Raw genomic sequence first — 26585 nt, 5'->3', positions numbered from 1 at the left:
GCGTTTGGTTCGAGCGCGGGCTGGTTGCTTGATAACAATCTAGAACACGACCGTCCACCTTGGATTGTGGTCGCTGAGGCACGACCTTGTGTGGCCATGGATAGAGATTCACCCCCCTTTCAGCATACCCGGTATACCGCTTAAGGCCGTTACAAATAGGCTATGCATCAAATCTGCTGATCTGTAGCGGTGTCAAACGGCACACGTTTTGCCCTAAATTTTCCCTAACCAAATCTTTTCAACTGTGAAGCCGAGCGCTTACCTCTGGTCGGCTTCCAACCTACACCTAGATCCAATCAGACAAACATGCGATAACTCCAAAATCCGACCCGATACGTTAGAAGCACGCAGGCACGCCCTCCATAACTCAGTAACTCCTGAGGGTGAGCTTTGTATTTCGTATGGAAAGTACCTAGTTATTTCGAGAATAGCGGAAGTTTTTGCTCAATTTATTTTGAGGAATTAACACTGTGCAGGAGGCTTTCGTAGATCGTACTACAGCCATACTGCGACCATAGTTTTTTATTTGTTTTTTTCCAATCCCAGTTATTTTCTTCATTCAGTTTTTTTGCAGTTGATTTTTCATCATCACTCTCACTTGCAAAACCTTTCAACAAATAACCAACCAACACATCGCGCCCCATCACGTCAACATTATAAACAATGTTAACGTCTCCAGCAGCCAACTCAAGATCAACCATCTTCCTGATATTTTTTATAGTCTCCCGAAAAAACAACTTGCTTACCTTCCGACTTTCCTCATCTGACTCGAAATTAGCCAATACCACCCTTGCACACCTTGAATAGTCGGCTGCAATAGCCGCCAGCCTATCAAGCTCCTTAGAGGAATCCGCGAAACATGCTGAAGAATAAAGTGATGTAATAGCCAAAGCCGCCATCCAATGCTTTAACACTGCACTTCCCTCAACACATCAAGGATAAATTTAATCACACTTCAACCACCTCTCACTGTAGCAGGTTCAGAAAAGCCCTCCCAACTCTGATGGCACCCAGTTCATGATAACCAGTTCGCCACTGACCTCAGCCTTGCCCTGCCGTTGGTTGGTCGTGGTGTAGCGGATGTCTAGCGTCTCGAAGTGAAAGCCTTCGAACACCCGGCGGATGTCCGGATGGTCGTTGATGCTGACCATCACCCTACCCTTGCAGCGGCGCATGAAGTCGGCCATGCGCTCGTAGTTCTCGAAGGGAAAATCCACCCCATACCCTGCGGTCTGCCAGTACGGTGGGTCCATGTAGTGGAAGGTATGCGCCCGATCGTAGCGTTCCGCGCATTCCAGCCAGGGAAGGTTTTCCACGTAGGTGCCTGACAGACGTTGCCAGGCAGCCGAAAGGTTTTCTTCGATCCGCAACAGGTTGATCGAAGGAGTGGTGGTGGCGGTACCGAAGGTCTGACCGGACACCTTGCCAGCGAAGGCATGGTGCTGCAGATAGAAAAATCGCGCAGCGCGCTGAATGTCGGTGAGGGTTTCGACACGGGTCATCTTCTGCCACTCGAACACCTGGCGCGAGCTGAGCGCCCATTTGAACTGGCGCACGAATTCTTCGAGGTGGTTCTGTACGACGCGGTACAGCGTCACTAGGTCGCCGTTGATGTCGTTGAGCACTTCCACCGGTGCCGCCTGGGGACGCATGAAGTACAGCGCCGCGCCGCCGGCAAAGACTTCGACGTAGCATTCATGGGGTGGGAACAGCGGAATGAGGCGATCGGCCAGACGGCGTTTGCCGCCCATCCAAGGGATGATAGGGGTGGACATGATAGCAAGACCTTTACTGTATAAATAAACAGGTGCTAGGCTCGCTCTGCTTTGTGCACAGAGCAGGAGCCTTGGCGGGACTTGCAGGGACAATCTGCAGGGACGGTGGCCAGGCTGGATGTTGACGCAACCAGACTGGCCGCTCCTTTTACTTTGATTTTTTGAAACTTTTGACTCGGGACGACTCATACGCCCGGGCGGTCAATCCGGTACTTCAAGCACGACTTTCTGCGGCTTGCCGGAGGCCTTGGCCTTGCCCTCCTTGCCGCCATTGCACTCCACCGACACCGTCCACCCGGACGGGGTGAAAGTGTGATCCACCGACTCCACCAGGTATTCACCATCGAGGCCGCGCTTGAAGCCTTGCGCCTCAATCATGATCTCGGCAAACAGGTCGGTACGCCCCGGCAGATCGAGACGCACCGAGGCGGTCGAACGATTGAACGCCGCCAGACGGGCCTTGGCCGCTTCGTCGGCCGCTGTGCGGTCCGGATAGATATGGCGATCGGTATGCACCGGCGGCAGGCCTTCGGGCACATTCGGATTGTCCAGGTGCGAAATGAGCAGCTCGCCGCTGGCCGGGTCCTGGTACTGGGTGCTGACACCCTGATGGGCGCTGCGATCGCTTAAAAGAAACCGCCAGCGGGTGACATCGCTGCGCTGCAGGGTGATGACCGCTAAGGCCTTTCCACTGGCGCTCTGCCCGCCCTGTCGCGGCAAGACCAGCAGCTTGCCGTCGGCCACCTTAGCCGTGCAGTCGTGCTTCTTGGCCACCCGGGTGATGAAGTTGAAGTCGGATTCATTGAGCTGGTCAATGCGCGGCACCCGGGTGTCGACCGGGCACGACGGCTGCCAGCCATTGCGCGCGGCCACGTCGCCGACGATCTGCGCCAGACTGACGTCCTCCCAACTGCCGCTGCGGGTGGTCTTACCGCTGCCGCGCATGTCGCTGGCCTTGCCGCTGATCACCAGTGTGTCCGGCGGGCCGGAGACGGCCACTTCGTCCACGGTGTAGCGGCCCATGCGCGTCAGGTCGGCACCGGCGTAACCCAGATAGATCTCGATGCTCGCGCCACGAACGGGCAGCGACACCGCGCCGTCGCGGTCATCGATGCGCAGTTCAAACGAATCCGAAGCCATGCCGGGCCGGTCGGACAGCTGCAGCGAAACCAGCCGATCATCGATCAAGGTGGTGATGTCGGCGCCGTCGGCGACGATACGAAACAGCGGTTGCATCGTGGTACTCCAGGCAAGAAAAAGCCCGCACTGAGCGGGCTGGGTAACGAGATCAATCCCACAGTGAAATCACGCTGTCAGTCTCCACCACCAATTCCGGCAGCGTGATCAGTACGCCCGCCCGGAACGGTTGTGGTTCATCGGCCAGTCCCTGATTGGCCGCCAGCACCGCCTCGACACAACGATTCAGGTGGCCGTAATAGTGGTGACACAGGGTGTCGAGCAGATCCCCGTCAGCTGTTCTGCAGGTCATCGCCATAACGGACAAACTCCAATGAAAAGCCCTGCTTGCGCGGGATGGCCCCGGGCAGCAAGGCGACATTACCGAGCGCGTTTACCGTCGTGTAGGCGCTATTGCTAAGCCCTCAAAATAGCGGAAAACGCGTTACGAAACGCCCGCTGAAAGATATGACCAATCTGTTGCATCTACCGGTTGAATACAAAATCGACTGTAGTCCTTCCCGACAGACACCAACCGGCCAAGAGCGGACTGTGGTTATCTAAAGCTGCAATTTGTTTTTTCCGCAAGCTAATTCAAAGCCTAAAAGACCAGCGAAATGGCTGGGCTTTTCAACGGGAATCATCGAGTTGAGATAGTCCCTGCCGCTTAGAAACTAAGAAAACTTCTCCACAATTGGTAAATTCGCATGGCCATGTGATTCATAACGCTCCAACCATTTTTGACCACAGTACCTGCACTTAAATGCCGTTTCCCATTTCTTAAAGTCGGTGCTTATTTCTTCAACAAATGGGGCAAGGTTACTTAGCTCTTCCACCTTGCTGCCATCCATTCGATCAGGCATGTTCACGCATTCGCACATATCACAGACTCCGTTCTCGAAACTCAGAGGCTAGGACTAGTGGGGAAATCAAGCTGGGCTCCCTCAAGCCTAACGATTGCCAATATAAATTCTCTCGATCCGAATCACATCACCCTTGTGCGACACGGCCAAGTCCTTGTAAGGAAGGTTTCGGTATCGCGCGCCAGCTCCCGCAGCATGAAGGCTCAGGGCGGCGCTGTAGTCTACGGTGTCTCGCATCCATATGAGGGTACTAAAAAAGAGGCAAGAGACCGGCCAATCGCGATTAGAGCGGGGTCAGCTATGGGTCGAAATCGGCCCTTCCCGATGTGCGCTGCGACTGACAAATCACGTTCAGATCAGGCAAGCCGACCGTGACATAAACTAAATTTACATTGATTTTTTATAGTGGTTCTCGATCTCGTAAACAGCAGCAAGCAAATCATCATCCTCTGTCCACTCCCCAACTCCACGAGTCAATCCAAGGCCAGTACCTTGAGGAACTTCGCCCTTTGATGGTCTCGGAAGCCCGCCAGAGATTGCCATGTCGCGAAAGCCCATGAGATTCTTCACTGTTGTGTCTGCAGACTCAACAATAAATGCATCCCTGGTACGGGCCTTTATTATTTCTGCAATAGCGATTGCAACATCGAGCAATCGCACAAACTCTTTTACGACAGCATCTACAGCGATCATTTGCTAAAGCTCCGAGTTTCAATGGCCTAGTTAGGATCAAAAAATTGAAACGATACTGTATACCATCACCGTTAGAGGCTGTCCGGTTTACCCAATTGTGGGGAGACCAATCTCGGCATCCAATCAAGCATAGCCATTTACTTTCCAGCAGTACATTCACCGGCGGCTATGGGTCGTTCTCAGCCGGTCACCACAGGCAGAAAACGGCCAATAGCGGTCAGCTAAGTGTGTCTGGAAATAAGGGTCGAGTCCTGGTGGGTGTCCTGGGCAGTTGGAGTAGGCTCTGCGCTTCGGGCGGAGTCATATTATCAATATTATCAAATGTAATATAAGTAGGATTGCGGGGAGCAATTGTACCCGTTAACGCCTCTTCGACAGTAGGAGACCTCCGACAGCTCGATAGCCAGTCGCTGGCACACTCGTTCCTTGTGGCGTGACGTAAAAGTCAACGCTATCCACAGCAGTGGAAGTGCCTTTTGCACCAACAGTTGACTCGCGAAGCGTCGCCAGTCAAGCCTACATGGCTACTCCCCGGTCTTTTCCCGGTTTCATCATCAGTCGATTATCTTGTTTTCGGTTGCGGCATTGCTGAACAAATTCCGCCGCCGCGACCACGCTGACGTTGAATGCATCAAATTCTTCTTTATTGATTTCGTAGTACTCCTCGTAATCGACAAGATTATTCGCAACCGGAATTGACAGGTAATATCTCCCAGTCAATTCTTCGACTCCAATGGAATAGCGCGCCTCTTTGCGTACAAGTATGTCTCTGAATCTCATTTCTATCCCCATTTCACCGATGCACAGTCGGCAACGGTGTTACATGATATCGATCAGTTGGTACGCCGCCAACGTCAATGACTGAATCGCCCCGGACTTAATAGTCACATCTGATTGGCTGCTTTCACCGATACCAATTTGGGCTGACCGTCCGCTCCTGGCCGGTTTCTGCCCCTCACGGAGGGCCGCTATGGGTCGCAGGCTGCCCTTCGCGACAGGCACCGATCGGCCCGGAGCTGCCTGTGGTTGTGATGATGGCAAATAAGTGGCTATCCTTGGGCAGTTACCGGAATTGGACGGGTATGCTTCGGCTCGCCTGTTATCTTAATCGATAGGTCCCTAACTCATGCCGCGCTATTTCGTTCTTGCCAAGGGCACAAAGGCCTTACCCCTATCGGGAAACTATCCTTGGCCGTATGAGGTCTCGCTTTGCTTCGAGGCCGTGGCTTGGCCGGTTGGCTTTTCTGAAGGCGTGGGTCATGGTGCCGCTGGTGGCGTCTTCACAGCTCAGGAGGCGCTGCATGCCAAATGGAGGGAGCATATTGCTGCCGCAAAGGGAGAGTGGCTGCTCCCATTCATTGAGCAATTGGCCGCAGGCGTGCATCTCGATGCGAGCAGCTTATTGGCAATAGCCGCCGCAAAGCTGGGCGAGCCTCCAGAAGGCTATGAATTCCGGAACGACTAACCCTCTAAAGCAATGTGCCAGAGCGTGGCAAAGCGGACGGTGGACACATTGATGGCAAATAGGTGGCATCACCGAAGCTGCTTCCCAACCTAGAGGCCGCAGGGCTTGTCGTCATCCATGTCACATTTCTCCCTGAGCAATGTTGCGTTTGCCGCCCCCCCCTCTAAGATAAATACGGACTTACAAAGCGACACAGAGCGTTATTGAAACGTCATCGCGAAAAAAACGCGACATGGCATGTCGGTTAATAGTAGTTAGGTGTCTATCGTGTGATCGAATGGATGGCAGCAGGATGAAAGAGCTCAGGCCAATGCAGAAGTTTATTCTGAATCCAGCTAAGGATTACATTACGCCATGAATTTGAGAACTGATAATTTTAATGTTGTGTATCAAGAGTTACGGTCTTTGGAATCAGCCCTTCTTGCTGAGTCCGAAAAGAGAAGGCGGGGTGAGCCAGCTTTAGGAAGAGGTGAGCAGCTCGATGCAATGCTTAAACAAATTCGGATTATGAAGGAGCAAATGGAAAATAAAACACTGCCACCTCCTGGTGCACGTATTCGTGGGATGGCGTCAATTGTTGTGGACTCATGGCCATTGAATAGCAAAATTGGTCAGCGTGTTGTTTCAGTTGAGCAGGTTTTTTTAAAGCTGCCCTAACACACCGCCAGCGAGCTGGGCGATGTGTTTTGTGACCCAAACACATGCAGCAGAAGGGATTTACTGCCGACCCAATGGAGTTCACCTACGGATTTGTAGATACCAACCTGATCGCTAATTAAGACGTCAGCTTTTGGGCTAGCCTCTATCATCCGACCGGCCGCTTCGGGCCGGCAGTAGCAATATTCGAGGGGCTGCTTTGGGTCGAACCCGGTCGTTCGGGACAGGCAGTGTCGGCCAGAAGCGAGCCTGCTCTTGGGGCATACCGAGAGCGAAATATCTGAACGTGTTTATCCTCGCGTCGGCACCTTTGCGAAATCGTCAAAATAACGGAAAAACGCGTTACAAAACGCTGATGCCCTCCCTTGTAGAATGCGGCCTGCAGCGGAGCCAAAAAATGCTCGTATTAGAACGAAATCTAGCTACAGGCCACGAGTTCCGGGCGTTTGTATCTCGGACTTGAAAACCGTCGACTGTAACAGGTCCATGAGTTCGAATCCCATCGCCTCCGCCATCTTTATACGACAAAGCCCTGATTATTCAAAGCTTTGTCGTTTCCGGGATTTGGGAATCGGTGCTGCCTTTTAGAGCCGTTTCCGGTTTTCTCCCCTCCTCTGGCGTCCTGTCGACCGCTGCTTTTCGCGGCGCCCTGCAAACGATCTGCCTGGATCTTTCAGCGGTTGTTTCATCGTTTAGCGTTTTCCAGGTACGGCAATTTATGCCACGGATAGCCCTTCGCGCTGAGTTGAAAGGCGTAATCGAACAAACGCTTCATGTACTCGCCATCGAATTTCCGGCTGTGCGCAAAGGTAAAGTCGGAGCCAATGTACGCAAGATTGAAATCCGCCCCATCCTGTTGCGCCATACGGTAGATACGCTCCAGGTCGCTGATCCCCTGGGTTTGAATCAAGGCACTGATGGCTCGACCGCCGATGCTCAATGTGCGGCGCTTGGTCCCGGACCACTGCGGCTCCAGTGTCCCGTTACGAATGACATAGAAATGACGGTCGAATCGCAACGGTGCTCCGGTGGCTTTGCTCAGCGCCATCACGGTGCTGGGCGGGTAAAGAAACACTTGGGTGATGACCCCTCCGTCCACGTGCATTTCCTGGAACTGTTTGCCGTCAACGTCCACATCAATCATCACGGGAGAGACTGCCCCGGGAATGCTCATTGACGCGAGCATGATGTTGCGAAAGAGGTCAAGCGCTCCCGGTGCCTGGCTTGCGGCAATCGCGCCCATGTTCCAGGTGACGGGCCGTCCCGAATCAAGGTCAGTGGTGCCGATCAGCAGGATTCGTCCTTTGGCGTACTCCGTCGCAATGGCCTCAAGAATCTGTGCAGTGACGTATTTTGCGATGAGCCGCGACAGTGGCTTGCTGTCCGCTATACCGTCGCTGGCAAAACGGGTTAATACGTTTCGTGAATGAAAAATGTCTTTGGGACCGATTGCGTTGGAGACATGCCGAATCACGCTGTCGTAATCGGACCCCAGGTAAGCGAACGGGGCGACCAGGGCACCCGCGCTGATGCCGGTGACGACCTTGAACAGGGGGCGAGTCCCATGCGTCGTCCATCCCGCAATCAGTCCCGCGGCGAATGCGCCCGCATCGCCGCCACCGGAAACCGCCAGCATATTGGCCAGCGGAAGGATATGGTTCGGCTTCCCGGCCTTGGCGAGCACCTCGCTCTCACGCTTGTTGGACTGAACCGCATCCTCAATGAAAGGCGTCAGGTCGTGGTCCAGCCTGTAGCGAGCATTGGGAATGCCCGGGATGACAGCCTTTTCCGTCAAGGTTGGCGGAACAGCGTCACGACGTGGCAGACACGCTTGAAGAAACATGTCCAGGGTTGAGGCGCCAGGTCTGAGCGGGAATGGTTTCAAAGCGCGTCTCCAGCCCTTGCCGTCGTCAGCAAGCGCTCATCATCCCGAGAGAGTCCCTACCCCTGCTGCTCGAGATGATTACACGCCAGCCCCGCCTGCGGCACTTCATTCGAACGCCGGGCTGCTTATTCTGCGCTCCTTTGCCTGATAAAAAAACTCACTGGCCGCGCGCGCCAGGTTTTATACGAAAGCCGTTGGACTCACCAGGTTAAGGGGCAGAGCGTAATATTCAACAAGCCGCGTTGGAGCGCCTGATGAAAGAACATGGTTTCAATAACCAGCAGAAGATGTATCAGAACCTCTAGCTCACGAGTGACAACCCACTACTAAAACAGGACGCTGTATTTATTTTTGGCGATGTTCAGTGTTGCCATAACCCGGACAGAACTATCGGTGTAGAACTTCTGGACAACACCGTCATATACACAAAGTACAACCCCTTCTCCCGACACGTATGAACTACCGTTATCCACCAACTTCAAATTGTGCACGCCGTAACTACGAGTGATATCTGGCTTGAGCTCTTCGCAAATGGCCAGGTGATCAGGTTCGCCAGCAATGGCGATAAGGGGTGCAAGCAGGGTCAACAGGATGAGTGACTTTTTCACTTTGGCTCGCCTTGACGCACATTTGGTTTGAATCTGACAGGCTCGACATTCAGCCATACTGCAGACACAACAGCACATGAATATACATTTCCACCCGGGTGCCGGAGCAAATGCAAGATACCCGTTATTAGCTGCCTTAAAGCTCATGACGCCGGATGGTAGTTTTGGCTTGACTACCTGTCAATATGCGATATCTGCTAGATTTTTATGCAGCATCGGACTCCTTCAAATGCAAAAACCGACTGTTTAACTATTGGAAAATCAATAATAAAACCGACAAGCCAACCAGGTTAATACTGAGTTTCAATCGTTAAGATCAGCGATATGCAAGGCACCCAAGTTATCTCGCGTTTGCAACCGGTCCGGTGGTGACGCTCAGCCATTGTCGCAGGTGCTCATCGAGAAGCGTGCTGCCCGAGCTCCTGGGCAAGTCCGATGAGAATGCCTTCGGGGCCGCGGATGTAGCACAGACGATACATCGCTTCGTACCGGACCACTTTGCCGACGAGCTCTGCGCCGTGTTTGTAGAGCCTGGCGAGTGTGTCGTCGATATCTTCCACGGTGAACATGACTCTCAGGTATCCGAGCGCGTTCACCGGAGCGCGGCGGTGATCGGCGACCACGGTAGGTGCGAGGAATCGGGAAATTTCCAGCCGGCTGTGACCGTCCGGCGTGCGCATCATGGCAATCTCGACGCGCATGTCGCGCAATCCTGTGACGCCATCCGCCCAGTCGCCCTCGATGGGGGCGCGCCCCTCGAGCTCAAGGCCCAGTTCGGTGAAGAACTCAATGGCAGCGTCGATGTCTTCTACAACGATGCCGATGTTGTCCATGCGCTTGACGGTCATGATGTCTCCCTGGCGCTTGAAGGGGCCCGACGCCCGGCCTGAGGCATGCTCACGCCATCACCAGGCGTGAGCATGCGTCGTTCACTCAGGTAAAGGCGAAGTCCGACTCGGTGATGGCGGCCTGTGGCACGCCGCTCAAGGTGATGGTTCCCACCCCCGGCTGGCCCGTGACGCTGATGACGGCCTCGCCGAACTGTTCTCCAACGGTAAGGTTAGCGAAGGTCAGACCGCTGGCGCTCAGATCGATCAGATCAATGCCGTCCTCGAAGTCGGCGATGGTGTCCGTCCCCCAGAGGGCACCGAACTGGAACCTGTCCGCATCGAGGCCAGGTTCGAACTGGACGCTGCCGACCATGAAGTCATCCGCCGCGCTGCCCACCAGCCGGTCGTCCCCCGTGCCACCAACCATGAAGGCGCCTGCACTGCCCGATTGCAACGTGTCGTTGCCTTCATTGCCCTCAAGGGTCGTCTGGAAGGCGAACGCGGCGCTGCTGCCGATCACCAGGTCGTTGCCGGCTCCGCCGAAGGCACTGCCGAAATCCTCGATGGTGAGCGTGTCGTTACCCTCGCCGCCGAACAAATTATCCAGGCCAGTGCCGCTGAGCAGCACATCGTCCCCCGTACCGCCATCGAGCAAGTCCTCTCCTGCCTGACCGAACAACTGGTCGTTGCCGCCAAGGCCGAAGATCTTGTCGTCGCCATCGGTGCCGACAATGATGTCGTTGCCATCGGTGCCCGCCGTGACGAACTCGGTATTGTTACCGAAGTCGCCCACCGTGAAGTTGTTGACGCCAAGGAAGTTCGCCGTGAAGTCGGTGCTGTCGAGCCGGCCGTTGTCATCGTCGTCCGCTATCAGCCAGGTGTTGCCCTGGCGGACCGTGTAGAACAGGTCGGTGATGCCGTTGCCGCCGCCGACCAGTGCCGCGCCAAGCTGTGGATTGAGCGTGACCTGGCCACGAAATACGAACTCATCGTTCAGCTCGAGCGTATCGCCCCCGGCCACACCGGCGCCCTCGAAGTCCTGGACCGTATCGAAGGTCGCGAAGGTCGAGCTGGGGTTGAACGAACCAAGGAAGAACTCGAACTCGTCATTGCCGGCACCGCCGTTCAACTGGTCTGCCCCGGCGTCGCCTTCGAGCGCGTCGTCACCATTGCCGCCGAACAGCTGGTCGTTGCCGGCATCGCCGAACAGTTCGTCGTTGCCGTCCTCGCCGAAGATCTGGTCGTTACCCTCGCCACCAAAGAAGTCGTCGTTACCGACACCACCGAACAACTGGTCGTTACCGGCATCGCCGTCGAGGGTATCGTTGCCGGCACCGCCATTGACGATATCAGTGCCGTTGCCGCCGGAAAGCGTCGTGTCATTGCCGGCCCCACCGTCAATGATGTCGTTGCCATCGCCACCCGTGATGAGGTCGCGGTCATCGCCGCCGTTGAGGGTGTCATTGCCCAGCCCCCCGGTAAGCCGGTCGATTCCCGCGCCACCGTTGAGGAGGTCGTTGCCGGCGCCGCCGTCGACGATGTCATTGCCGTTGCCGGCGTTGACCACGTCGTTGCCACCGAGCGCGAGGATCGTATCGGCGTCCGGGGTGCCGTTGATCACGTCATTGCCCTCGGTGCCACGTACGACGAAGGCCGTGGTGCCGAAATCGGCTCTTGTGAGGTTGTGCTGTCCCGTGAGTTGTACGGAGAAGTCACTGGCGTCGAGCACGCCATTGTCGTTGGAGTCCGCAAACAGCAGCGTGCTGGCGGCACCTACGGCATAGAACACCTCGGTAAAACCGTTGCCACCGAAACCGAGCGAAGCGCCCAGCGTCGGCACCGTGGGGCGAGCCCCCTCGAAAACCAGGCGGTTGCTCGCGGAGAGAAGCAGGTTGTCACCCCCGGCAACGCCGGCACCCTGGAAGTCGGTCACCGTGTCGCGGGCCACGGAAGAGGATTCCACGCCACTGCCGACAAACCAGTTGAAAGCGTCATTATCCGCGCCCCCGGTCAGGGTATCGGCACCGACACCGCCCGTGAGGCTGTCGAGTCCGGCGCCACCGCGAAGGAGGTCATCGCCGTCACCACCGACGAGTTCATCGTTGCCGTCACCCCCTTCTATCGTGTCGTTGCCTCCCTCACCCAGGATAAAGTCGTCGCCACCCAGGCCGAAGATCTGATCAGCCTCCGGGTTGCCAAATATGAAGTCGCCTTGTTCTGTCCCATTGATAACAGCCATGGTACTACCCTCCACTAAAGGAAATGGTAAGCGTTAACAGCGTTACAGCGGGTTGAGGAAATTAGACAAACCCAAGGGGTCACAAGTGCGTCATTTGGGCCTCACCGTTTATCGTGAATGCAGACCAGTGTTTTGGAGCCTTCGCCAATCTACCAACGCCGCTACATGGCTGGCCCGGGAGTTTCAGGGCAAGGGGGTTTGAAAAGCTGCTATCTTCAGCGACTGGAGGAAATATTCGGAAACACTAAAGGCTTCTCCTGCGTGAACTTTGACAAGAGCTCTACCGCACACCTTCTCACTGTTTCAATAGACGATTTCCACTCTCTTTTCACCGACCAGTGGTGCAAAAAGTGGTATGAAATTCGCTCATTTACGACGTCATCATGATTGTCAGTAACAAGCCGAAATCAAACGTGATGGCCAATTGTAGGCTTTGTAACAGAGCTGTGATTTAATCGCCGCCCTCCCTGCAGGCTCGACCTGCCAGACAACCGCAATGGAGTGCTTGATGCGCGCCACACACATACAAAACCTGACCGGGCTACGGGGATTCGCTGCCTTGTCAGTCCTGCTGCTTCACATTCGATACGGGGATCTCGCCAATGCCTACGGCGGCCTGGCATTTCTCTTCCAGACGAGAGGCCTCGGGGTAGATATATTCTTTATCCTCTCTGGTTTCATTCTGGCTTATGTCCACGGGAAAGACTTTGCAGACGGCCTTCGCGCTAAAGAGGCTATCAATTTCTGGGTGGCCAGGCTTGCCCGGATCTACCCGGTGCATTTGTTTATGCTGGTCATTACAGCGTTCATTTTGCCGATGCATCGTTTATATGAATGGTCGCCTGTCGATTCCGCCTACACGTTCTACGCGAACCTGTTTCTGGTGCATGCATGGGGCGTAACCCCCGAACTGACCTTCAATCAGCCTTCATGGTCGATCAGTTGTGAGTGGGCGGCCTACCTGACCTTTCCGTTCATCGCCTACCTCACAAGAAAGTGGGGAAAGATTTCGTTCTCACTCCTCTTGATCTGCCTGGCACTCTATGCGCCCTTCCTGGAACCAAAGTTGCTTGCCAATGGCATCTGGACCATCAAGTGCATCGTCTATTTTGTAGCCGGGTACTGCACCTATCAGGTATGCCATGACCTGCCGGACTCCAGACTCTGGAGAATCACCGCAATCGCAATTGCCCCACTGATCCTGCTGATGCTCTGGGCAACCAGCATCCAGTACTACTTCAACATGGTTTTCCCGTTCCTCGTGATCGTGATGATTGCCAGCCTGTTCCGTGCAGGACCGATATGGGCTTATTCCAACCCGGTGTCGGTTTACCTCGGGAAAATCAGTTTCAGCCTCTACATGTGTCACATCATGGTGTTGTTCGTAGAGCGCAAGATGTTTGGCATGATGGACCTGAAGTATGAGATTCCCCTGATCCTGGCCTTCTCGATGTTCCTCTATCACTGCATTGAAGAGCCTGCGCGGAAAGTGATCCGCCTGGTCTCCGAAGGTCGTCACCGCGAGCCTCCGCAAAAAAACTTCACCGATAGCTACGTATTGCCAACTACGGAAACGCAGCCGGAACCACAGAAAGAGCGCCAGACACTGGCGTAATAAAAGAAAGCCCGCCCAATCAGCGGGCTTTTTTTTACTCGACAAAAAACCAAAGAAAAGCCTGGCGAACGAACACCATCATTACGCAGTGGTCACAACATCTGATGGCATCGCAAATGACAGCTGGTCAAGAACCTGCTTCATACAAAAGCGACGCTTGAATTCACACATTTCAGGGCGCGCCGGATAACCTCAGCGGATTCAGTTCCTGCCCAATGCAGGCCCGCTGCTCTCATCCAATGCTCCCTCAGCGGAGTATGCAAATGACTCAATCAATGCGGTTCTTCCTCTCGTTCTTCCTCGCCACTGCAACATTGGCATCGACCGGTTTCCTGAACACTGCAGGAGCGGCCACCGCCGAGGATCTGAATGCCGATGCCAAACAAGCCTTGCAATTGCTTTACAAGGCCCATCCTTTTGCCGAAAAAATCTCGCACGAAGCCAAAGCGGTGCTGGTTTTCCCGAAAATCATCAAGGCGGGCCTTGTGTTCGGTGGCAGCTACGGCGAAGGCGTCCTGATGAAAGGCGCCACAGTCGAAAATTACTACAACTCCGTCAGCGGTTCATGGGGGCTGCAGGCCGGCGCCCAGTCGTACGGCTATGCGGTTTTCCTGATGACCGATAAAGCCGTGAAATACATAGCCGAAACCAAGGGCTGGGAAATCGGTGTGGGACCAACGGTTGTCGTGGTTGATGAAGGGGTGGCGAAAAACCTGTCCAGCTCGACGCTGAAAGACGACGCCTACGCGTTCATCTTCGACCAGCAAGGGTTGATGGCGGGGGTCAGTATCGAGGGAACGAAGATTTCCCTGATCAAGCGCTAGACTCAGCCGTTTGACTGGCCATCGGGAGCGTGATGGCGGCCTATGCCAATACTGGTGGGTTTTCCCATTCAGGCTAGGCTGTCCTCACTCCTGGCGCGCAGACGTAGCTGATGATGGCGGCTATCTGGACGAGCAAGGCTGGCAGTGAATGTATCGACCATTCATTGATCCAGGTCTAAACATTGAATGACCGAATACTGATAATGATTTTTCAATTCTCAGGTAGGCCTTAAATGACTTCACAGCTCTTCCAGGTTCACGGCCTCGTGAGTTTTACCCTTGCCATCCTCCTGCTTTTCCTCGGCAAAACCCTCGTCCAGCACAACGCCTTTCTCCGTCAATACTGCATCCCCGAATCGGTCGTCGGCGGCTTCGTCTGTGCGGCGGTGACGTCCTTGCTCTACTTCGGCCTGAATATCCAGGTCGAATTCGATCTGCAGGTTCGCGACACCCTGCTGCTCTATTTCTTCGCCGGCATTGGCTTGAAATCGGACATGCGCCAACTGCTCAAGGGTGGGCGCCCTCTGCTGATCCTGCTGTTACTCGCCGCTGTGTTCATTCTCCTGCAGAACTCGCTGGGCATGGGTATGGCCCAGGCGTTTGGGCTGGATCCCAAGGCAGGCCTGATGGTGGGCTCCATTTCCCTCACGGGCGGAGTGGGCACCACCCTGGCCTGGGCACCGCTTTTCGTCGAGAAACTGGGCATCAGTAACGCCCATGAGCTGGGCATCGCCAGCAACACCGTCGGCCTGATTGCCGCTTGCGTCATCGGCGGCCCTATCGCCAACCGACTGATAGGTCGTTATCGGCTGACGCCGTCCAGGGACGCGGAACTGGAAGTCGGCATTCTCGAGCAACAACCGAGCAAGGCGCTGGACTACTACGACGTGCTCTGGGCGTGGATGTGGCTCAACCTGACCCTGATGCTCGGCTATGGGCTCAACCTGTTGCTGGTCGATGCCGGCATCACCCTGCCCAAATTTGTCAGCTGCCTGTTCGCGGGCATCGTCATTCACCACCTTGTGCTGGCCTTTGTGGGTGATCAACGGCTGAAAAGCTGGAGCGGCGCCAGCCTGGGTCTGTCGCTGATCTCCGATATCTGCCTGGGCATGTTTTTGACCATGGCCCTGATGGGGCTTCAGCTATGGCAGCTCAGCGGCGCGCTGTTGTTCATTCTGTGTGCGTTGACCCTGCAAATTCTGCTGACGGTCGCCTACACGTATTTTGTGGTCTTCCGCTTCATGGGGCGCGATTACGAAGCCAGCGTGATCGCTTCCGGATTCGGCGGGATCGCCCTCGGCTCCACGGCGACAGCCATCGTCAACATGTCGACCGTGACACAGAAGTACGGCGCGGCGCACCAGGCCTTCCTGATCGTGCCACTGGTGTGTGGTTTTTTCATTGACCTGGTCAACGCCGTGATCATCAGCCTGTTCAGTGGTCTTTAGCGACCGCCTCTTCGATGCTCGAACGGCCAGGCACACGTCAGGGTTACTTGAAAACCGGCACGCTGCCTGAGCCGTCGGGCTTTTTCAGATACTCGCGCAACCGGGCGCCAATCTCGGCGATTTTCGCCTCCCCCGCCCGCAAGGCTTGCGGGTTGGTATGCACCGAGTAGTTGCCCAGTGCCAGTTCATGGCGATGGGGTAACGCCGAGCCGATCACGAAGACCGTCTCCTTGTGAATGGCCTTGAGCGTGACGGCACCGCTACCGGGTTCGAAAATCACCATTTCTCCCGCCATGACCACCCCGGGCGCGCCAAGGGATCCGCGGCTGACACTCAACCACAACGACTCATGTCCGTCGGGCGGTACATAGCTCCAGGACTCCCCGGCACGCAGCGTGACCAGCAGATAATTCATGCCGGCGGGAGCGCGGACCGGACTCTGAACGCCCTGATACGTGCCGAGAATCACCCGCGCCGGACCCACTTCGGGCATCGCGCTCGACTCCAGGTACTGGCTGTCGACACTGGCGTTTTCCAACGCCGGCGGCAGTGCCACCCACAGTTGAAAGCCCTGGATCCGTTTCGATGTACCCACCGACATTTCCTTGCCGTGCCAGACTCCGCCTCCGGCCCGCATCCACTCGACACCGCCGTAGTCGATCATGCCCTTGCCCGAATCCGCATCCTCGAAGCGCAGGTTGCCTTCGGTAATGACGGTGACAGTGGCGATGCCCGAGTGCGGGTGCATGGGCATGCCGTTGATGAACGAGCTCTCACCTTCGAACAGATCAAGGAACACAAAGGGCTTGATCAGGTGGCCAAGATCACCGGGGCTCATCAACCGGACGATTGCGCCATGTCCGCTGCCTGTGGTGCGGTAGCTGATCGCCCGGTAAGTGTCGGTTTCGCGCGCAGTGGCCGGAGCAACCGCGTTGTAAGGCTGTGGCTGAACGTTCATCAGGATCACTCTAAACAGGAGGCCTCGCGGCCCGATACTTCAGACAATAGAGCGAGGCCGATTACTTGATTAGCCGGTACAATTGGATTGCACTCGTCCACCCATGTCAGGAATGACCGGCCATGCTCGACCTCAATGACATCGCGATGTTTGTCCAGGTGGTCCGCTGCGGCAGCTTTGCCGAGGCGGCGCGCCGGCTGGGCATGCCGCCCAATACCCTGAGTCGCCGCATCCAGCAGCTCGAAGCGCACCTCGGCACACGGCTGCTGCAACGCTCCACCCGCAAGCTCACGCTCACCAGTGCCGGCCAAGGCTTTCACGAGCGTTGTGTGGGGGCCGTCGATGGTCTGTTCGAAGCGGGACAAGCGCTGATGACCGGCAGCAACGAGCCCAGCGGTCTGGTGCGCGTGGCGGCTCCCGCCGACTTTTTCGACTTTTTCCAGATGGCGTGGGTCAGCGAGTTTCTGGCCGCGCACCCGCGCGTACGACTCGATTTCGTGCTCAGCGACGCGAAGGCCGACCTGATCGCAGAACAGATCGACGTCGCCTTTCGCGGCGGCCCCTTGCGCGATTCGGGCTTTGTCGGCCGCCAGATCCTGGACCCGCGCAGCGTCGGCATGGTGGCCAGTCCGGCCTACATCGCGGCGCGTGGTGCCCCCCGCACCTTGCAGGACCTGGCGGACCACGACTGTGTGATCTCCGCGCAGCCGGGCGGCCATGCCACCTGGCGCCTGGTCGGTCCCGATGGCGAGGAAGAAGTGCAGGTTGCCGGGCGCTTCAGCGGCAATACCGCCCAGGCATTGCGCAAGGCCGCCGTGGCCGGGCTCGGCATCGCGCTGCTGCCGCCCGTGATGGCCAGGCTCGAGGTAGAGACCGGCGCGCTGATCCCGGTACTGCCGCAGTACCAACCCAAAGGCTATGGCCTGAACGTGCTGTATCCGAGTCGCCGACAGTTGCCGCTGGCGGTATCGGCATTCATCGGGCTGGTGATCCAGAAGATGAATACGGCAGACTCACCGCAGGTGCCTCGGTAACCGCCCCGTTACTGGAACCCCATGGATCTGAACCGTGGGAGCACCTAAACTTTGGGCGCCCCAGCCCTCCTCGCCGATTGTTGAACAGGTCCCATGACTGAACATGCCAAGTACCATCACGTGTCCGAAGTACCAGGCCTGGTGTTGGGTTCCGCACGTTTTGCCGATGTCGGTTTCGATCGTCATTACCACCTCGACTTCCACATTGGCTTTGTCACCGAAGGCGTCCAGCGTCATAGATCCAAAGGCGAGTCGTTTCTTTTGGGGCCGGGACGCATTGCCCTGATGCCGCCGGGTGAAATTCACGATGGCGCATCTGAAGGTGGCGGCGCCTATACGCTCAAGACGTTCCGCCTGTCGCAGGTACTGATCGCGGGCATGACCGAGGAGATCAGCGGTCAACCAAGAGAGCTTGAGTTGACCAGTGTGTTACTCGAAGACCCGCGGCTTGTCGGCAACCTGCGCGGGCTGCACGAAGCGATGCAGCAGGACGTTGGCCCCGGCAGTCTCGCGGTGCAGACACAATGGATCACCCTGCTTGAACGCCTGTTGCGCCAGTCACGGGCAATCACGCCCGAAAGCATTCCCGGATCGCTCTCAGCCCTGCAATGGTCGCGCGTCAGGGACTATTGTTTCAGCCACATCGATCAGCGAATCACGCTCGATGATCTTGCCGGATTGTGCGGTCTGGGTCGATTCCCGTTCCTCAAGCAGTTCAAGCGGACCATCGGCATGACGCCACACGCGTGGCTGCTTCGGCTGCGTCTGGAACGGGCGTGTGGCCTGCTATCGCGCAGCGGCCAACCGATCGTCGATGTCGCCCACGCCGTCGGCTTTTACGATCAAAGCCATTTCAACCGCGCCTTTCGCCAGGCATTCGGTGTCGCCCCCTCGCGCTACAGGACTTAGGGCGTCGCATCAGGCGAGCGTCAATTTTTTACAAGCGCGACAACCGTCCCTCTTCCTAGGATGCGCCAATCCAGGTGAAACACCTTCGCCTGCGCAGCCGAGAATTGGATGATGAACGGTGAAACAAACAGACCGCCCGCCCTGGGTTTTTCAAGTGACAACATCGCCGGCGCATCGCCGGAGGTGGTACACGCCCTCGTGAAACACAGCACGGGCCAGGCGGGTCCCTATGGCAGCGACGAGCTGACGGCGCGGGTCCAGCGCAAATTCAGCGAGATCTTCGAGCGCGACGTGGAGGTCCTTCTCGTGCCCACCGGCACCGCCGCCAACGGCCTGTGCCTGAGCGCGATGACGCCACCTTGGGGCAATATCTATTGCCATCCCGCCAGTCACATCAACAACGACGAGTGTGGCGCGCCCGAGTTCTTCTCCAACGGCGCGAAGCTGATGACCATCGACGGCCCTTCGGCCAAGCTGGACATCACCCGACTGCGTGAGCGCACCCGCGAAAAACTGGGTGACGTGCACACGACCCAGCCCGCCTGCGTCAGCATCACCCAGGCCACCGAAGTTGGCAGCATTTACACCCTGGACGACATCGCGGCCATCGGTGAGGTCTGCAAGTCGGCTTCCCTCGGGTTCCATATGGATGGGTCCCGATTCGCCAACGCCCTGGTATCCCTGGGTTGCTCGGCGGCAGAGATGACCTGGAAGGCCGGCGTGGATGCCCTGTCGTTTGGCGCCACCAAGAATGGCGTGCTGGCGGCGGAAGCCATCGTCCTGTTCAACCCCTCGCTCGCCACCGAGATGAGGTACCGCCGCAAGCGTGCAGGTCACCTCTTCTCCAAAATGCGTTTTCTTTCGGCGCAGATCGATGCTTACCTGACCGATGATCTCTGGCTGCGCAATGCCCGCAAGGCCAACGATGCCGCCCAGCGCCTGGCGCAGGGGCTTGCCGGGCTGAGCGGCGTTGAAGTGCTGGGCGGCACCGAGGCGAACATCCTGTTCTGTCGGCTGGACTCTGCCGTGATTGATGCACTGCTGAAGGCCGGGTTCGTCTTCTACCATGATCGCTGGGGCCCCAACATCGTGCGTTTTGTCACCTCGTTCGCCACCACCGCCGAGGATGTCGACCACCTGTTGAGCCATGTGAGGCGAGTGGTGAGGTCGGTACACGCATAACGGGCGCAAGGCGCGATGACCGATGGCGGCGGTGCTCACGCTATGTCGAATGAGCACCCGCCACTGCGGCGTCAGGCGTCTACATCTGGCGGTAAAGAATCATGCCCGCGTGATACAGGATCCCGTCGCGGAACTCCCCGTCAGCCGTGAAGCCGGTGTCATCGACGTACTCGATGTGGTCACCCTCCAGCCAATACTGGCCCTGGTAGGCACTCGTCTTGCGGCCCCGGGCTTCATCGTACCGGCCACCCGGTAACAGCTCATGGCGGATGAGCCCGTCTGCCGTGACCCACAGACCGACGTACTTATCCTGATCAGCGGATTTTTTCATCGTCATGTTCAGGTCCTCCGTTCAGAACGCACTGGCGGTCGGGCGGACAATCAGCTCACTGACGTCCACATCGGCAGGTTGTTCAATGGCATAAGCGATCGCACGAGCGACCGCCATTGCAGGGATGGCGATCTTGCGGAACTCGCGCATCTCCGCCCGCCCGCCTTCATCGGAAATGCTCTCGGCCAATTCGGACTCGGTAACCCCAGGGGAAATCACCGTGACACGAATGTCCCCGCCGACCTCCTGGCGCAACCCTTCCGAGATGGCGCGCACGGCAAACTTGGTCGCGCAGTAGACCGCCGCCGTCGGGCTGACGGTGTAGGCACCGATCGAGGCGATATTGATGAACTGGCCTGATTGCTGTTTTTGCATCAGCGGCAAACCGGCCGCGATACCGTGCAAGACCCCGCGAATATTGACGTCGATCATCCGGTCCCACTCGGAGACTTTCAGCGCCTCGAGTTTCGACAGCGGCATCACCCCGGCATTGTTGACGATCACATCGACCCGGCCGTGCAGCTTCAACGCAAAGTCCACAAACCCTTGCATGTCGTCTCGGCGGGTGACATCCAATGCCTGAAAGTGAGCGACTCCACCGCTCGCGTTGATCTCGCCACAGAGTATTTCTAGGCGCTCGGTACGACGTGCCCCGAGCACGACATGCGCCCCCTTGCTGGCCAACAGGCGCGCTGTCGCCTCGCCTATACCACTGCTCGCGCCGGTGATCAGAACGATTTTTTTCGAGATGTTCGACATGACCCTATTCCCTCACTTGAGTGTCTGGTGACGCGAGAGCGGTATCTCGCTGCCAGTCCAGATTAGGAATAACGACGGTCGGCCAGTTAGTCAGATCCTTCTGACAACTTGCCTGATCCTGTCGGGGAACACCTTACTTCGTGGTGTCGAGGACAAGCCTGCCCTGTAAATGCCGGCTCATGCTTTTCTCGATCGCCACTTTTGCGTCACTCAACGGGAATGCCTCGACGTCGACCGAGAGGTGTCCCTTGTCGAACAGTTCGGCAATCAGCGAAAGCTGCCGGCCATCCGAGCGAGTCGCAAAGTTGGCGGGGGTCACACCGTAGTCGTTGGCCAGCGACATGTTCGGCAGGCTCACGGGCGATACCAGCACGCCGTGTTTTTTCAGCACCGCAAAAGAACGGGTCTGTGTGTCGCCGCCTACCAGGTCCAGTACCACATCGACACCGGACACCAGTTTTTCGAATGCGTGGGTCCTGTAGTCGATGGTGTAATCAGCGCCGAGGTCTTTAAGGTAAGCGTGATTATGCGCGGAGGCCGTTGCGTAGACTTCGGCGCCCAGGTACTTGGCAATCTGCACGGCCATGCTGCCCACGCCACCGGCCGCGGCGTGGATCAACACTTTTTGCCGACGTTGCACACCCGCGTGTTCGGTCAGGGCTTGCCAGGCCGTCAGGGCCGTTGCGGGGACTGCGCTGGCCTGCAAGGCACTGAGTGATGTGGGTTTCAGCGCCAGTTTTGCAACCTGGGCGACGGCTTTGGTCGCATACCCCCCGACGATGTTGATGAAGCCGAACACTTCATCGCCGAGGCTGAATTCAGTGACGCCCTGCCCCAGCGCGATCACGGTACCGGCCACTTCAACCCCCGGGGTAAAGGGCAGCGGCAAAGGGATGAACGCTTTCATGGCACCGGAGAGGATCTTCCAGTCAATCGGGTTAACCCCGGCTCCGGCGACATCGATCAGCACTTCACCGACACCGGCCACCGGGTCGGCAATGTCTTCCAGACGTAAAACTTCAGGGCTGCCGTATTCGTACACGCGTATGGCTTTCATGGAGGTCTCGACTATCGAAAAAGAAGGGAGAAGAACATTGCGCTGCGAGGGGCTGGCCTTCGCAGCGCGGGGGTATCAACGACGGCGAGCGTCGAGGCTGAAACGACCGGCACCAAAGGCCACGACCTGCAGCAGGCCACCGGCCATTGCGATGTTCTTGAAGAAGTGGATGAACTGGTTTTGATCGCCCAGGGCGTTATGGAAGGCCAGTGCGGTAAACACGCTGAATACAGCCAGTACAGCGGCAACGGTGCGGGTGCGGTAACCGGCGATCAGTGCCAGGCCACCACCGATCTCAACGATGATCGCCACCGCCAGCGCCAATTGCGGAAGCGGAAGACCCACAGAGCTGATGTAGCCGACCATCATGGCCGGAGCGGCCAGTTTCGAAAAACCGGAGAGGATGAAGATTGCGCTGAGCAGTACGCGGCCGATCAACGAGGCCGAGGCTTGGGTGACGTCGGAACGGCTCTGTTCAGCGGTGGCGGAATGAGCGAAGTTTGCGGAAGTCGTCATGAGGCATTTCCTTCAATGGGGTGCGATTCGACATGAACCGCCCTGGTGAGGAAATGTTGCGCCTGGTCAGCTAACCTGAATAGCTGACTAATTTAGATTATTAGATTCGATAAATTAGAAAAGCAAACCCACATGACCGGTCAAGGCGTTCAATCGTGCAATGTGCCGAGCGGCGTCTGGCTTGAGGAAACAGGCATGATCTCTGACCCCGGAACACCGACACTGGATCAACTGCGCGTGTTCCTGACGGTCGTGGAAGTCGGCAGTTTTGCCGCGGCGGCCAGAAAACTGCACCGGGCCACCTCGGTCATCAGTTACTCGATCGCCAACCTGGAAATGCAGCTCGGCGTGTCGCTGTTTGACCGTCAGACCACCCGCAAACCCCAGCTCACCGATGCCGGCCGCACCGTGCTGGCCGAAGCCAGGACCATCGCCAACGGTATTCATGGATTGCGCGCCAAAGTGAAGGGCCTGCTCCAGGGGCTCGAAGCCGAGGTTCACGTGGTACTCGATGTGATGCTTCCCCCCGAGCGCGTGGTGGATGCACTCAAATCCTTTCGCGAAGAATTCCCGACCGTTGCCCTGCACTTGCATATGGAAGCCCTCGGCGCCGTCACTGAGCTGGTGATCAACCGTGGCGCGATCATCGGCGTCAGTGGGCCCATGAATGAAGGCATCGACGGTATCGAAAGAATGGGCGTCGGCAGTGTCGAGCTGATTCCGGTGGCCGCCCCGAATCATCCACTGGCATCGAGCGACTCGAATGTTCCGGGCGCCGGGCGAGAGTTCACGCAACTGGTGCTGTCCGACCGTTCGGTGCTGACCAAAGACAAGGATTTCGCCGTGCTCAGCAACCGCACCTGGCGCCTGGCGGACCTGGGCGCCAAGCACATGCTGCTGCGTGAAGGCATCGGCTGGGGCAACATGCCGGCCCCGATGGTCCAGGAAGATCTGGACAGCGGCCGACTCGTGCAACTGAACATTCCGGAATACAAAAGCGGCCAATATGCCTTCGACGTCATCTACCGCACGGATGTGCCACCGGGGCCGGCCGCGCGATGGTTGATTGACCGCTTCGTACAACAAGGCTCGGCGCAGGAGGTATCGGGTTGAGGGCGGTACTTGTCGACTTTCTGGAACCAGGGGATCGAAAAATGGTTTTTTTTCGAGCAGAGATCCCCCGGGGCATTTTTTTGGTTCTTCACGGAATCCCGAGGGATCTGTAGGAGCTGCAAAAGGCTGCGATCTTTTGATCGTGCTTTTGCGATCTGGAGATTGCTGAAGATCAAGATCAAAAGATCGCAGCCTTCGGCAGCTCCTACACCGCCCAGGCATTAATTAATGAATAGACCCAATCGGATAGCAGCAATACCAAAACCACATAATTCTATTGATTGAGACAGGTCCAGCCGAAGGTGGAGGATGTCCTGAAACAGGCCTAATCTGAATAGACACGACCTTGATCGCCTCTTGATACAGGGGAACCGGAATGACGGGACATACAGCACGCCAAGGCTCGTCATGGCTCCTGCTTTCCCTGCTCGCCGCCAATCTGGCGCTGACAGCCGGATGCTCAGGCAAAACCAACACGGCTCGCTATTCAGCCTCAAACACCGGCTCAGCCTGCTATGCAAAAGCCCTCCCCACTGTCGGCGAAGGTGGCCTCGCCTGGGGCGACACGCTGAACATGGCTCGCCAGAAATCCCTGAGTAACTGCATCCGCTATGCCGGCCGATCGGGCGGCACGCCGAATACCTGCCAGGTGGTGTTGGCGGAATGTAAACACTGATAGTGCGTTTTTTCGTTTCTGCGTCGCTTTTGCATTTCTGTGCGACAGATCCCACTTCAAGGGCTCCCATTTCACACGCGCATGGTGTTAGTTTTGAAATGTTTCTGATCAAACGATCAGATATTTCTTACAACCCGCCTGCAAAGGAATGCCCCCAGCAATGGATTTTTCACTCAAGCACCTGGCTGCGACCACCCTGATGCTCGCCAGCCTTTCGTCGTTCACCAGCGCCGCCCACGCCAACATCACACCGCAACAGAGCGCGACCATCCTCAAGACGTTCAATGATGCTTCGGTCAAGGATTTCCGCCAGTTCCTGCAAACCCTGGCCAAGAGTGATGTCGCCAAAACCGACGACCTCGGCCCGGCCATCAGTGCCTTCCTCGACAACAAGGCGCTGTCCGCTGAGCAGCAGAACGAAATCCATCGTTTGCTCGGTCTTTACGCCCGGGTCAAATACGGCAGCGCGGCCACCGAAACCTTGAAGGAACTGGTGGCCATTCCGACCGTGCGCGTGGACGGCGTTGACCAGCACGACAACCCCGAATTCCTCAAGATTGCCGAGAAGATCAAGGGCCTCGCCCAGGCCTTCAACCTGAGCTTTCGCAACATCGACAACCGCGTCTACGAGATCTCCCTCGAAGGCAAGGGCGATGAAGTCGTGGGCATTCACGCCCACGCCGATGTGGTGCCGGTGACGCCGGAGAACTGGGTGCTGCAGGACGGCACCCGCCTCGATCCGTTCAAGGTCACCCTGGTCGGCGATCGCATGTATGGCCGCGGCACCGAAGATGACAAGAACGGCATCGTGGTGGCGCTCTACGCCATGAAGATCATCAAGGAGGAGCAACTGCCGCTGGCGCGCAACTTCAAGCTGCTGGTCGACACCACCGAAGAAACCACCGGTGATGCCATCCCCTACTACTTCGAGCGCAACCCGACACCCAACTACAACCTGGCGCTGGATGGCGGCTACCCGGTGGTGATCGCCGAGAAAGGCTACGGCACCGTCATGGCCAGCTTCGCCAAGCGTGCTGGCGAGGGCAAAGGCGCAGAAATCATTTCGATGACCGGCGGCCTGGCCACCAACCAGATTCCGTCGACATCGGTCGCGACCCTGGTGACCGACAAGCCCGCCGAACTGGCTGCCAGCCTGCAAAAGGCCGGCACTGAGTACGCCAAGCGCAACGGCGGCAACTTCGAAGTGGCTGCCAAGGTCGACGGCAAGGACGTCAAACTGACGGTCACCGGCGTTTCCGCCCACTCTTCCGAGCCCGAGTCCGGCGTCAACCCGGTGGCCCGGATGCTCGACTTCATCAACAGCCTCGACGGCAAGGTCGCGCTCAAGCACAACCAGATCACCGACGCCGCCCGCTACGCCGCCGACAACTGGGGGCTGGACTACCTGGGCGGCAAGCTGGGGGTCGGTTTTGCCGACGAGTTCATGGGCCCGCTGACGACTTCCCTGACGTATGTCAGGATGGATGACAAAGCCTTCAAACTCGCCGTCAACCTGCGCGTGCCGAAGGGCAAGACGCCAGAGGTGCTCAAGTCCGAAATCGCCGCAAAGCTGGACGCCTGGAGCAAGAAGACCGGGATCGCACCGACCTTCGACCTGTCGATTGCCGAACCGATGTACCGCAACCCCGAGGGTGAATGGGTCAAGGCCCTGCTCGCGGTGGCCAGCGAAAACCTCGGCATGGAACACAAGTTCGGCACCTCCGCCGGCGCCACGTCCGTGCATGAATTGCCTAACGGCGTGCAATTCGGCCTGGCCATGCCGGACGTCAAATACACCGGTCACAACGACAACGAGTTCAAGACGACCGAGCAGTTCCTGCTGGACTTGCAGATCGTGACCGAGATGATGGGCCGCATCGGGCAATTGCCGACACTTTGATCGGTTCTTTCACAGGTTTGGACTCGGACGCGGTCCCCTGTAGGAGCTGGCCTGCCAGCGATGGTCGTTAAC

General features: G+C 57.3%; 26 protein-coding genes and 1 pseudogene. 11 read left to right on the top strand and 16 right to left on the bottom strand.

What is annotated here, in order from left to right:
* Nucleotides 1-449: 449 nt before the first annotated feature.
* The 7 genes and pseudogenes from AB7M25_RS13455 to AB7M25_RS13425 form a co-directional block, all read right to left on the bottom strand.
* Nucleotides 450-914 (bottom strand): hypothetical protein, encoded by a 465-nt coding sequence (locus AB7M25_RS13455; protein ID WP_454237444.1) that lies wholly within the window; start codon nucleotides 912-914, stop codon nucleotides 450-452.
* 66 nt (nucleotides 915-980) lie between these two features.
* Nucleotides 981-1775 carry a DNA adenine methylase gene (locus AB7M25_RS13450; RefSeq protein ID WP_454237443.1) on the bottom strand — a complete coding sequence of 265 codons (795 nt, stop codon included), beginning with the start codon at nucleotides 1773-1775 and terminating at the stop codon, nucleotides 981-983.
* A gap of 201 nt (nucleotides 1776-1976) precedes the next feature.
* On the bottom strand, nucleotides 1977-3011 hold the full coding sequence (locus AB7M25_RS13445) for a phage late control D family protein (RefSeq protein WP_454237442.1): 1035 nt from the start codon (nucleotides 3009-3011) through the stop codon (nucleotides 1977-1979).
* A 52-nt stretch (nucleotides 3012-3063) separates the two neighbouring features.
* A complete protein-coding gene (locus AB7M25_RS13440; RefSeq protein WP_454237441.1) occupies nucleotides 3064-3270 on the bottom strand; it encodes a tail protein X in 207 nt (68 codons plus the stop codon).
* Nucleotides 3245-3325: pseudogene (locus AB7M25_RS13435) on the bottom strand (phage tail protein); the annotation flags it as partial. The gene AB7M25_RS13440 and the pseudogene AB7M25_RS13435, both read right to left, overlap by 26 nt.
* A gap of 876 nt (nucleotides 3326-4201) precedes the next feature.
* Complete coding sequence (locus tag AB7M25_RS13430; RefSeq protein WP_454237440.1) at nucleotides 4202-4507, bottom strand: hypothetical protein; 306 nt, start codon at nucleotides 4505-4507, stop codon at nucleotides 4202-4204.
* 516 nt (nucleotides 4508-5023) lie between these two features.
* Nucleotides 5024-5287, bottom strand: coding sequence for a hypothetical protein (locus AB7M25_RS13425; protein WP_429561147.1), 264 nt, complete (start codon nucleotides 5285-5287; stop codon nucleotides 5024-5026).
* Between the two features lie 346 nt (nucleotides 5288-5633).
* On the opposite strand from AB7M25_RS13425, the gene AB7M25_RS13420 reads away from it, so the two are divergent.
* Together AB7M25_RS13420 and AB7M25_RS13415 are read left to right on the top strand one after the other, a co-directional pair.
* Nucleotides 5634-5972 (top strand): hypothetical protein, encoded by a 339-nt coding sequence (locus tag AB7M25_RS13420; protein ID WP_429561146.1) that lies wholly within the window; start codon nucleotides 5634-5636, stop codon nucleotides 5970-5972.
* A 354-nt stretch (nucleotides 5973-6326) separates the two neighbouring features.
* Entirely contained in the window at nucleotides 6327-6629 is a 303-nt protein-coding gene (locus AB7M25_RS13415; protein WP_429561145.1) for a hypothetical protein, read from the top strand.
* A gap of 685 nt (nucleotides 6630-7314) precedes the next feature.
* On the opposite strand, the gene AB7M25_RS13410 is transcribed toward AB7M25_RS13415, so the two are convergent.
* The 4 genes from AB7M25_RS13410 to AB7M25_RS13395 all read right to left on the bottom strand — a co-directional run bounded on the left by AB7M25_RS13410 (nucleotide 7315) and on the right by AB7M25_RS13395 (nucleotide 12191).
* Nucleotides 7315-8514, bottom strand: a complete 1200-nt coding sequence (locus tag AB7M25_RS13410) for a patatin-like phospholipase family protein (protein WP_429517270.1) — start codon at nucleotides 8512-8514, stop codon at nucleotides 7315-7317.
* Nucleotides 8515-8840: 326 nt separating this feature from the next.
* On the bottom strand, nucleotides 8841-9122 hold the full coding sequence (locus AB7M25_RS13405; protein ID WP_454237439.1) for a hypothetical protein: 282 nt from the start codon (nucleotides 9120-9122) through the stop codon (nucleotides 8841-8843).
* 395 nt (nucleotides 9123-9517) lie between these two features.
* Nucleotides 9518-9970: a VOC family protein gene (locus AB7M25_RS13400; protein ID WP_429517284.1), complete on the bottom strand. Its 453-nt coding sequence runs from the start codon at nucleotides 9968-9970 to the stop codon at nucleotides 9518-9520.
* 85 nt (nucleotides 9971-10055) lie between these two features.
* Nucleotides 10056-12191: a calcium-binding protein gene (locus AB7M25_RS13395; RefSeq protein WP_429389865.1), complete on the bottom strand. Its 2136-nt coding sequence runs from the start codon at nucleotides 12189-12191 to the stop codon at nucleotides 10056-10058.
* 508 nt (nucleotides 12192-12699) lie between these two features.
* Here AB7M25_RS13395 and AB7M25_RS13390 point away from each other — a divergent pair.
* The 3 genes from AB7M25_RS13390 (at nucleotide 12700) to gltS (ending at nucleotide 16078) form a co-directional block, all read left to right on the top strand.
* Complete coding sequence (locus AB7M25_RS13390) at nucleotides 12700-13806, top strand: acyltransferase family protein (protein WP_429389867.1); 1107 nt, start codon at nucleotides 12700-12702, stop codon at nucleotides 13804-13806.
* Nucleotides 13807-14069: 263 nt separating this feature from the next.
* Nucleotides 14070-14630 carry a lipid-binding SYLF domain-containing protein gene (locus AB7M25_RS13385; protein ID WP_429389891.1) on the top strand — a complete coding sequence of 187 codons (561 nt, stop codon included), beginning with the start codon at nucleotides 14070-14072 and terminating at the stop codon, nucleotides 14628-14630.
* A 233-nt stretch (nucleotides 14631-14863) separates the two neighbouring features.
* Complete coding sequence (gltS, locus tag AB7M25_RS13380; protein ID WP_454237438.1) at nucleotides 14864-16078, top strand: sodium/glutamate symporter; 1215 nt, start codon at nucleotides 14864-14866, stop codon at nucleotides 16076-16078.
* Between the two features lie 43 nt (nucleotides 16079-16121).
* Here gltS and AB7M25_RS13375 read toward each other — a convergent pair whose 3' ends face one another.
* A complete protein-coding gene (locus AB7M25_RS13375) occupies nucleotides 16122-17036 on the bottom strand; it encodes a pirin family protein (protein ID WP_454237437.1) in 915 nt (304 codons plus the stop codon).
* Between the two features lie 122 nt (nucleotides 17037-17158).
* On the opposite strand from AB7M25_RS13375, the gene AB7M25_RS13370 reads away from it, so the two are divergent.
* The 3 genes from AB7M25_RS13370 (at nucleotide 17159) to AB7M25_RS13360 (ending at nucleotide 20161) form a co-directional block, all read left to right on the top strand.
* Nucleotides 17159-18070: a LysR family transcriptional regulator gene (locus tag AB7M25_RS13370; RefSeq protein WP_454237436.1), complete on the top strand. Its 912-nt coding sequence runs from the start codon at nucleotides 17159-17161 to the stop codon at nucleotides 18068-18070.
* A gap of 93 nt (nucleotides 18071-18163) precedes the next feature.
* Nucleotides 18164-18979, top strand: coding sequence for a helix-turn-helix transcriptional regulator (locus tag AB7M25_RS13365; protein ID WP_429389874.1), 816 nt, complete (start codon nucleotides 18164-18166; stop codon nucleotides 18977-18979).
* 108 nt (nucleotides 18980-19087) lie between these two features.
* Nucleotides 19088-20161, top strand: coding sequence for a threonine aldolase family protein (locus AB7M25_RS13360; RefSeq protein ID WP_429389876.1), 1074 nt, complete (start codon nucleotides 19088-19090; stop codon nucleotides 20159-20161).
* Nucleotides 20162-20240: 79 nt separating this feature from the next.
* Here the strand turns inward: AB7M25_RS13360 and AB7M25_RS13355 are convergent, their stop codons facing one another.
* The 4 genes from AB7M25_RS13355 to AB7M25_RS13340 all read right to left on the bottom strand — a co-directional run bounded on the left by AB7M25_RS13355 (nucleotide 20241) and on the right by AB7M25_RS13340 (nucleotide 22824).
* On the bottom strand, nucleotides 20241-20498 hold the full coding sequence (locus AB7M25_RS13355; protein ID WP_015094817.1) for an Atu4866 domain-containing protein: 258 nt from the start codon (nucleotides 20496-20498) through the stop codon (nucleotides 20241-20243).
* Nucleotides 20499-20513: 15 nt separating this feature from the next.
* A complete protein-coding gene (locus AB7M25_RS13350) occupies nucleotides 20514-21251 on the bottom strand; it encodes an SDR family oxidoreductase (RefSeq protein ID WP_007979562.1) in 738 nt (245 codons plus the stop codon).
* Between the two features lie 133 nt (nucleotides 21252-21384).
* Nucleotides 21385-22308: an NADP-dependent oxidoreductase gene (locus tag AB7M25_RS13345; RefSeq protein WP_454237435.1), complete on the bottom strand. Its 924-nt coding sequence runs from the start codon at nucleotides 22306-22308 to the stop codon at nucleotides 21385-21387.
* Between the two features lie 75 nt (nucleotides 22309-22383).
* Nucleotides 22384-22824: a DoxX family protein gene (locus AB7M25_RS13340; protein ID WP_454237434.1), complete on the bottom strand. Its 441-nt coding sequence runs from the start codon at nucleotides 22822-22824 to the stop codon at nucleotides 22384-22386.
* Nucleotides 22825-23019: 195 nt separating this feature from the next.
* Between AB7M25_RS13340 and AB7M25_RS13335 the strand changes: the two genes are divergently transcribed.
* The 3 genes from AB7M25_RS13335 to AB7M25_RS13325 all read left to right on the top strand — a co-directional run bounded on the left by AB7M25_RS13335 (nucleotide 23020) and on the right by AB7M25_RS13325 (nucleotide 26513).
* Entirely contained in the window at nucleotides 23020-23937 is a 918-nt protein-coding gene (locus tag AB7M25_RS13335) for a LysR family transcriptional regulator (protein WP_429389886.1), read from the top strand.
* A 376-nt stretch (nucleotides 23938-24313) separates the two neighbouring features.
* A complete protein-coding gene (locus tag AB7M25_RS13330) occupies nucleotides 24314-24613 on the top strand; it encodes a hypothetical protein (RefSeq protein WP_429389888.1) in 300 nt (99 codons plus the stop codon).
* A gap of 160 nt (nucleotides 24614-24773) precedes the next feature.
* The gene (locus tag AB7M25_RS13325; RefSeq protein WP_454237433.1) at nucleotides 24774-26513 is read left to right on the top strand and encodes a dipeptidase; all 1740 of its coding nucleotides are present in this window, start codon (nucleotides 24774-24776) and stop codon (nucleotides 26511-26513) included.
* The last annotated feature ends 72 nt before the right edge of the window (nucleotides 26514-26585 follow it).

It is taken from the genome of Pseudomonas sp. AP3_22 TE3818, assembly GCF_053628995.1.
Note: the sequence above shows the minus strand (reverse complement) of the source record. Positions and strands in the feature narration are given on the sequence as shown.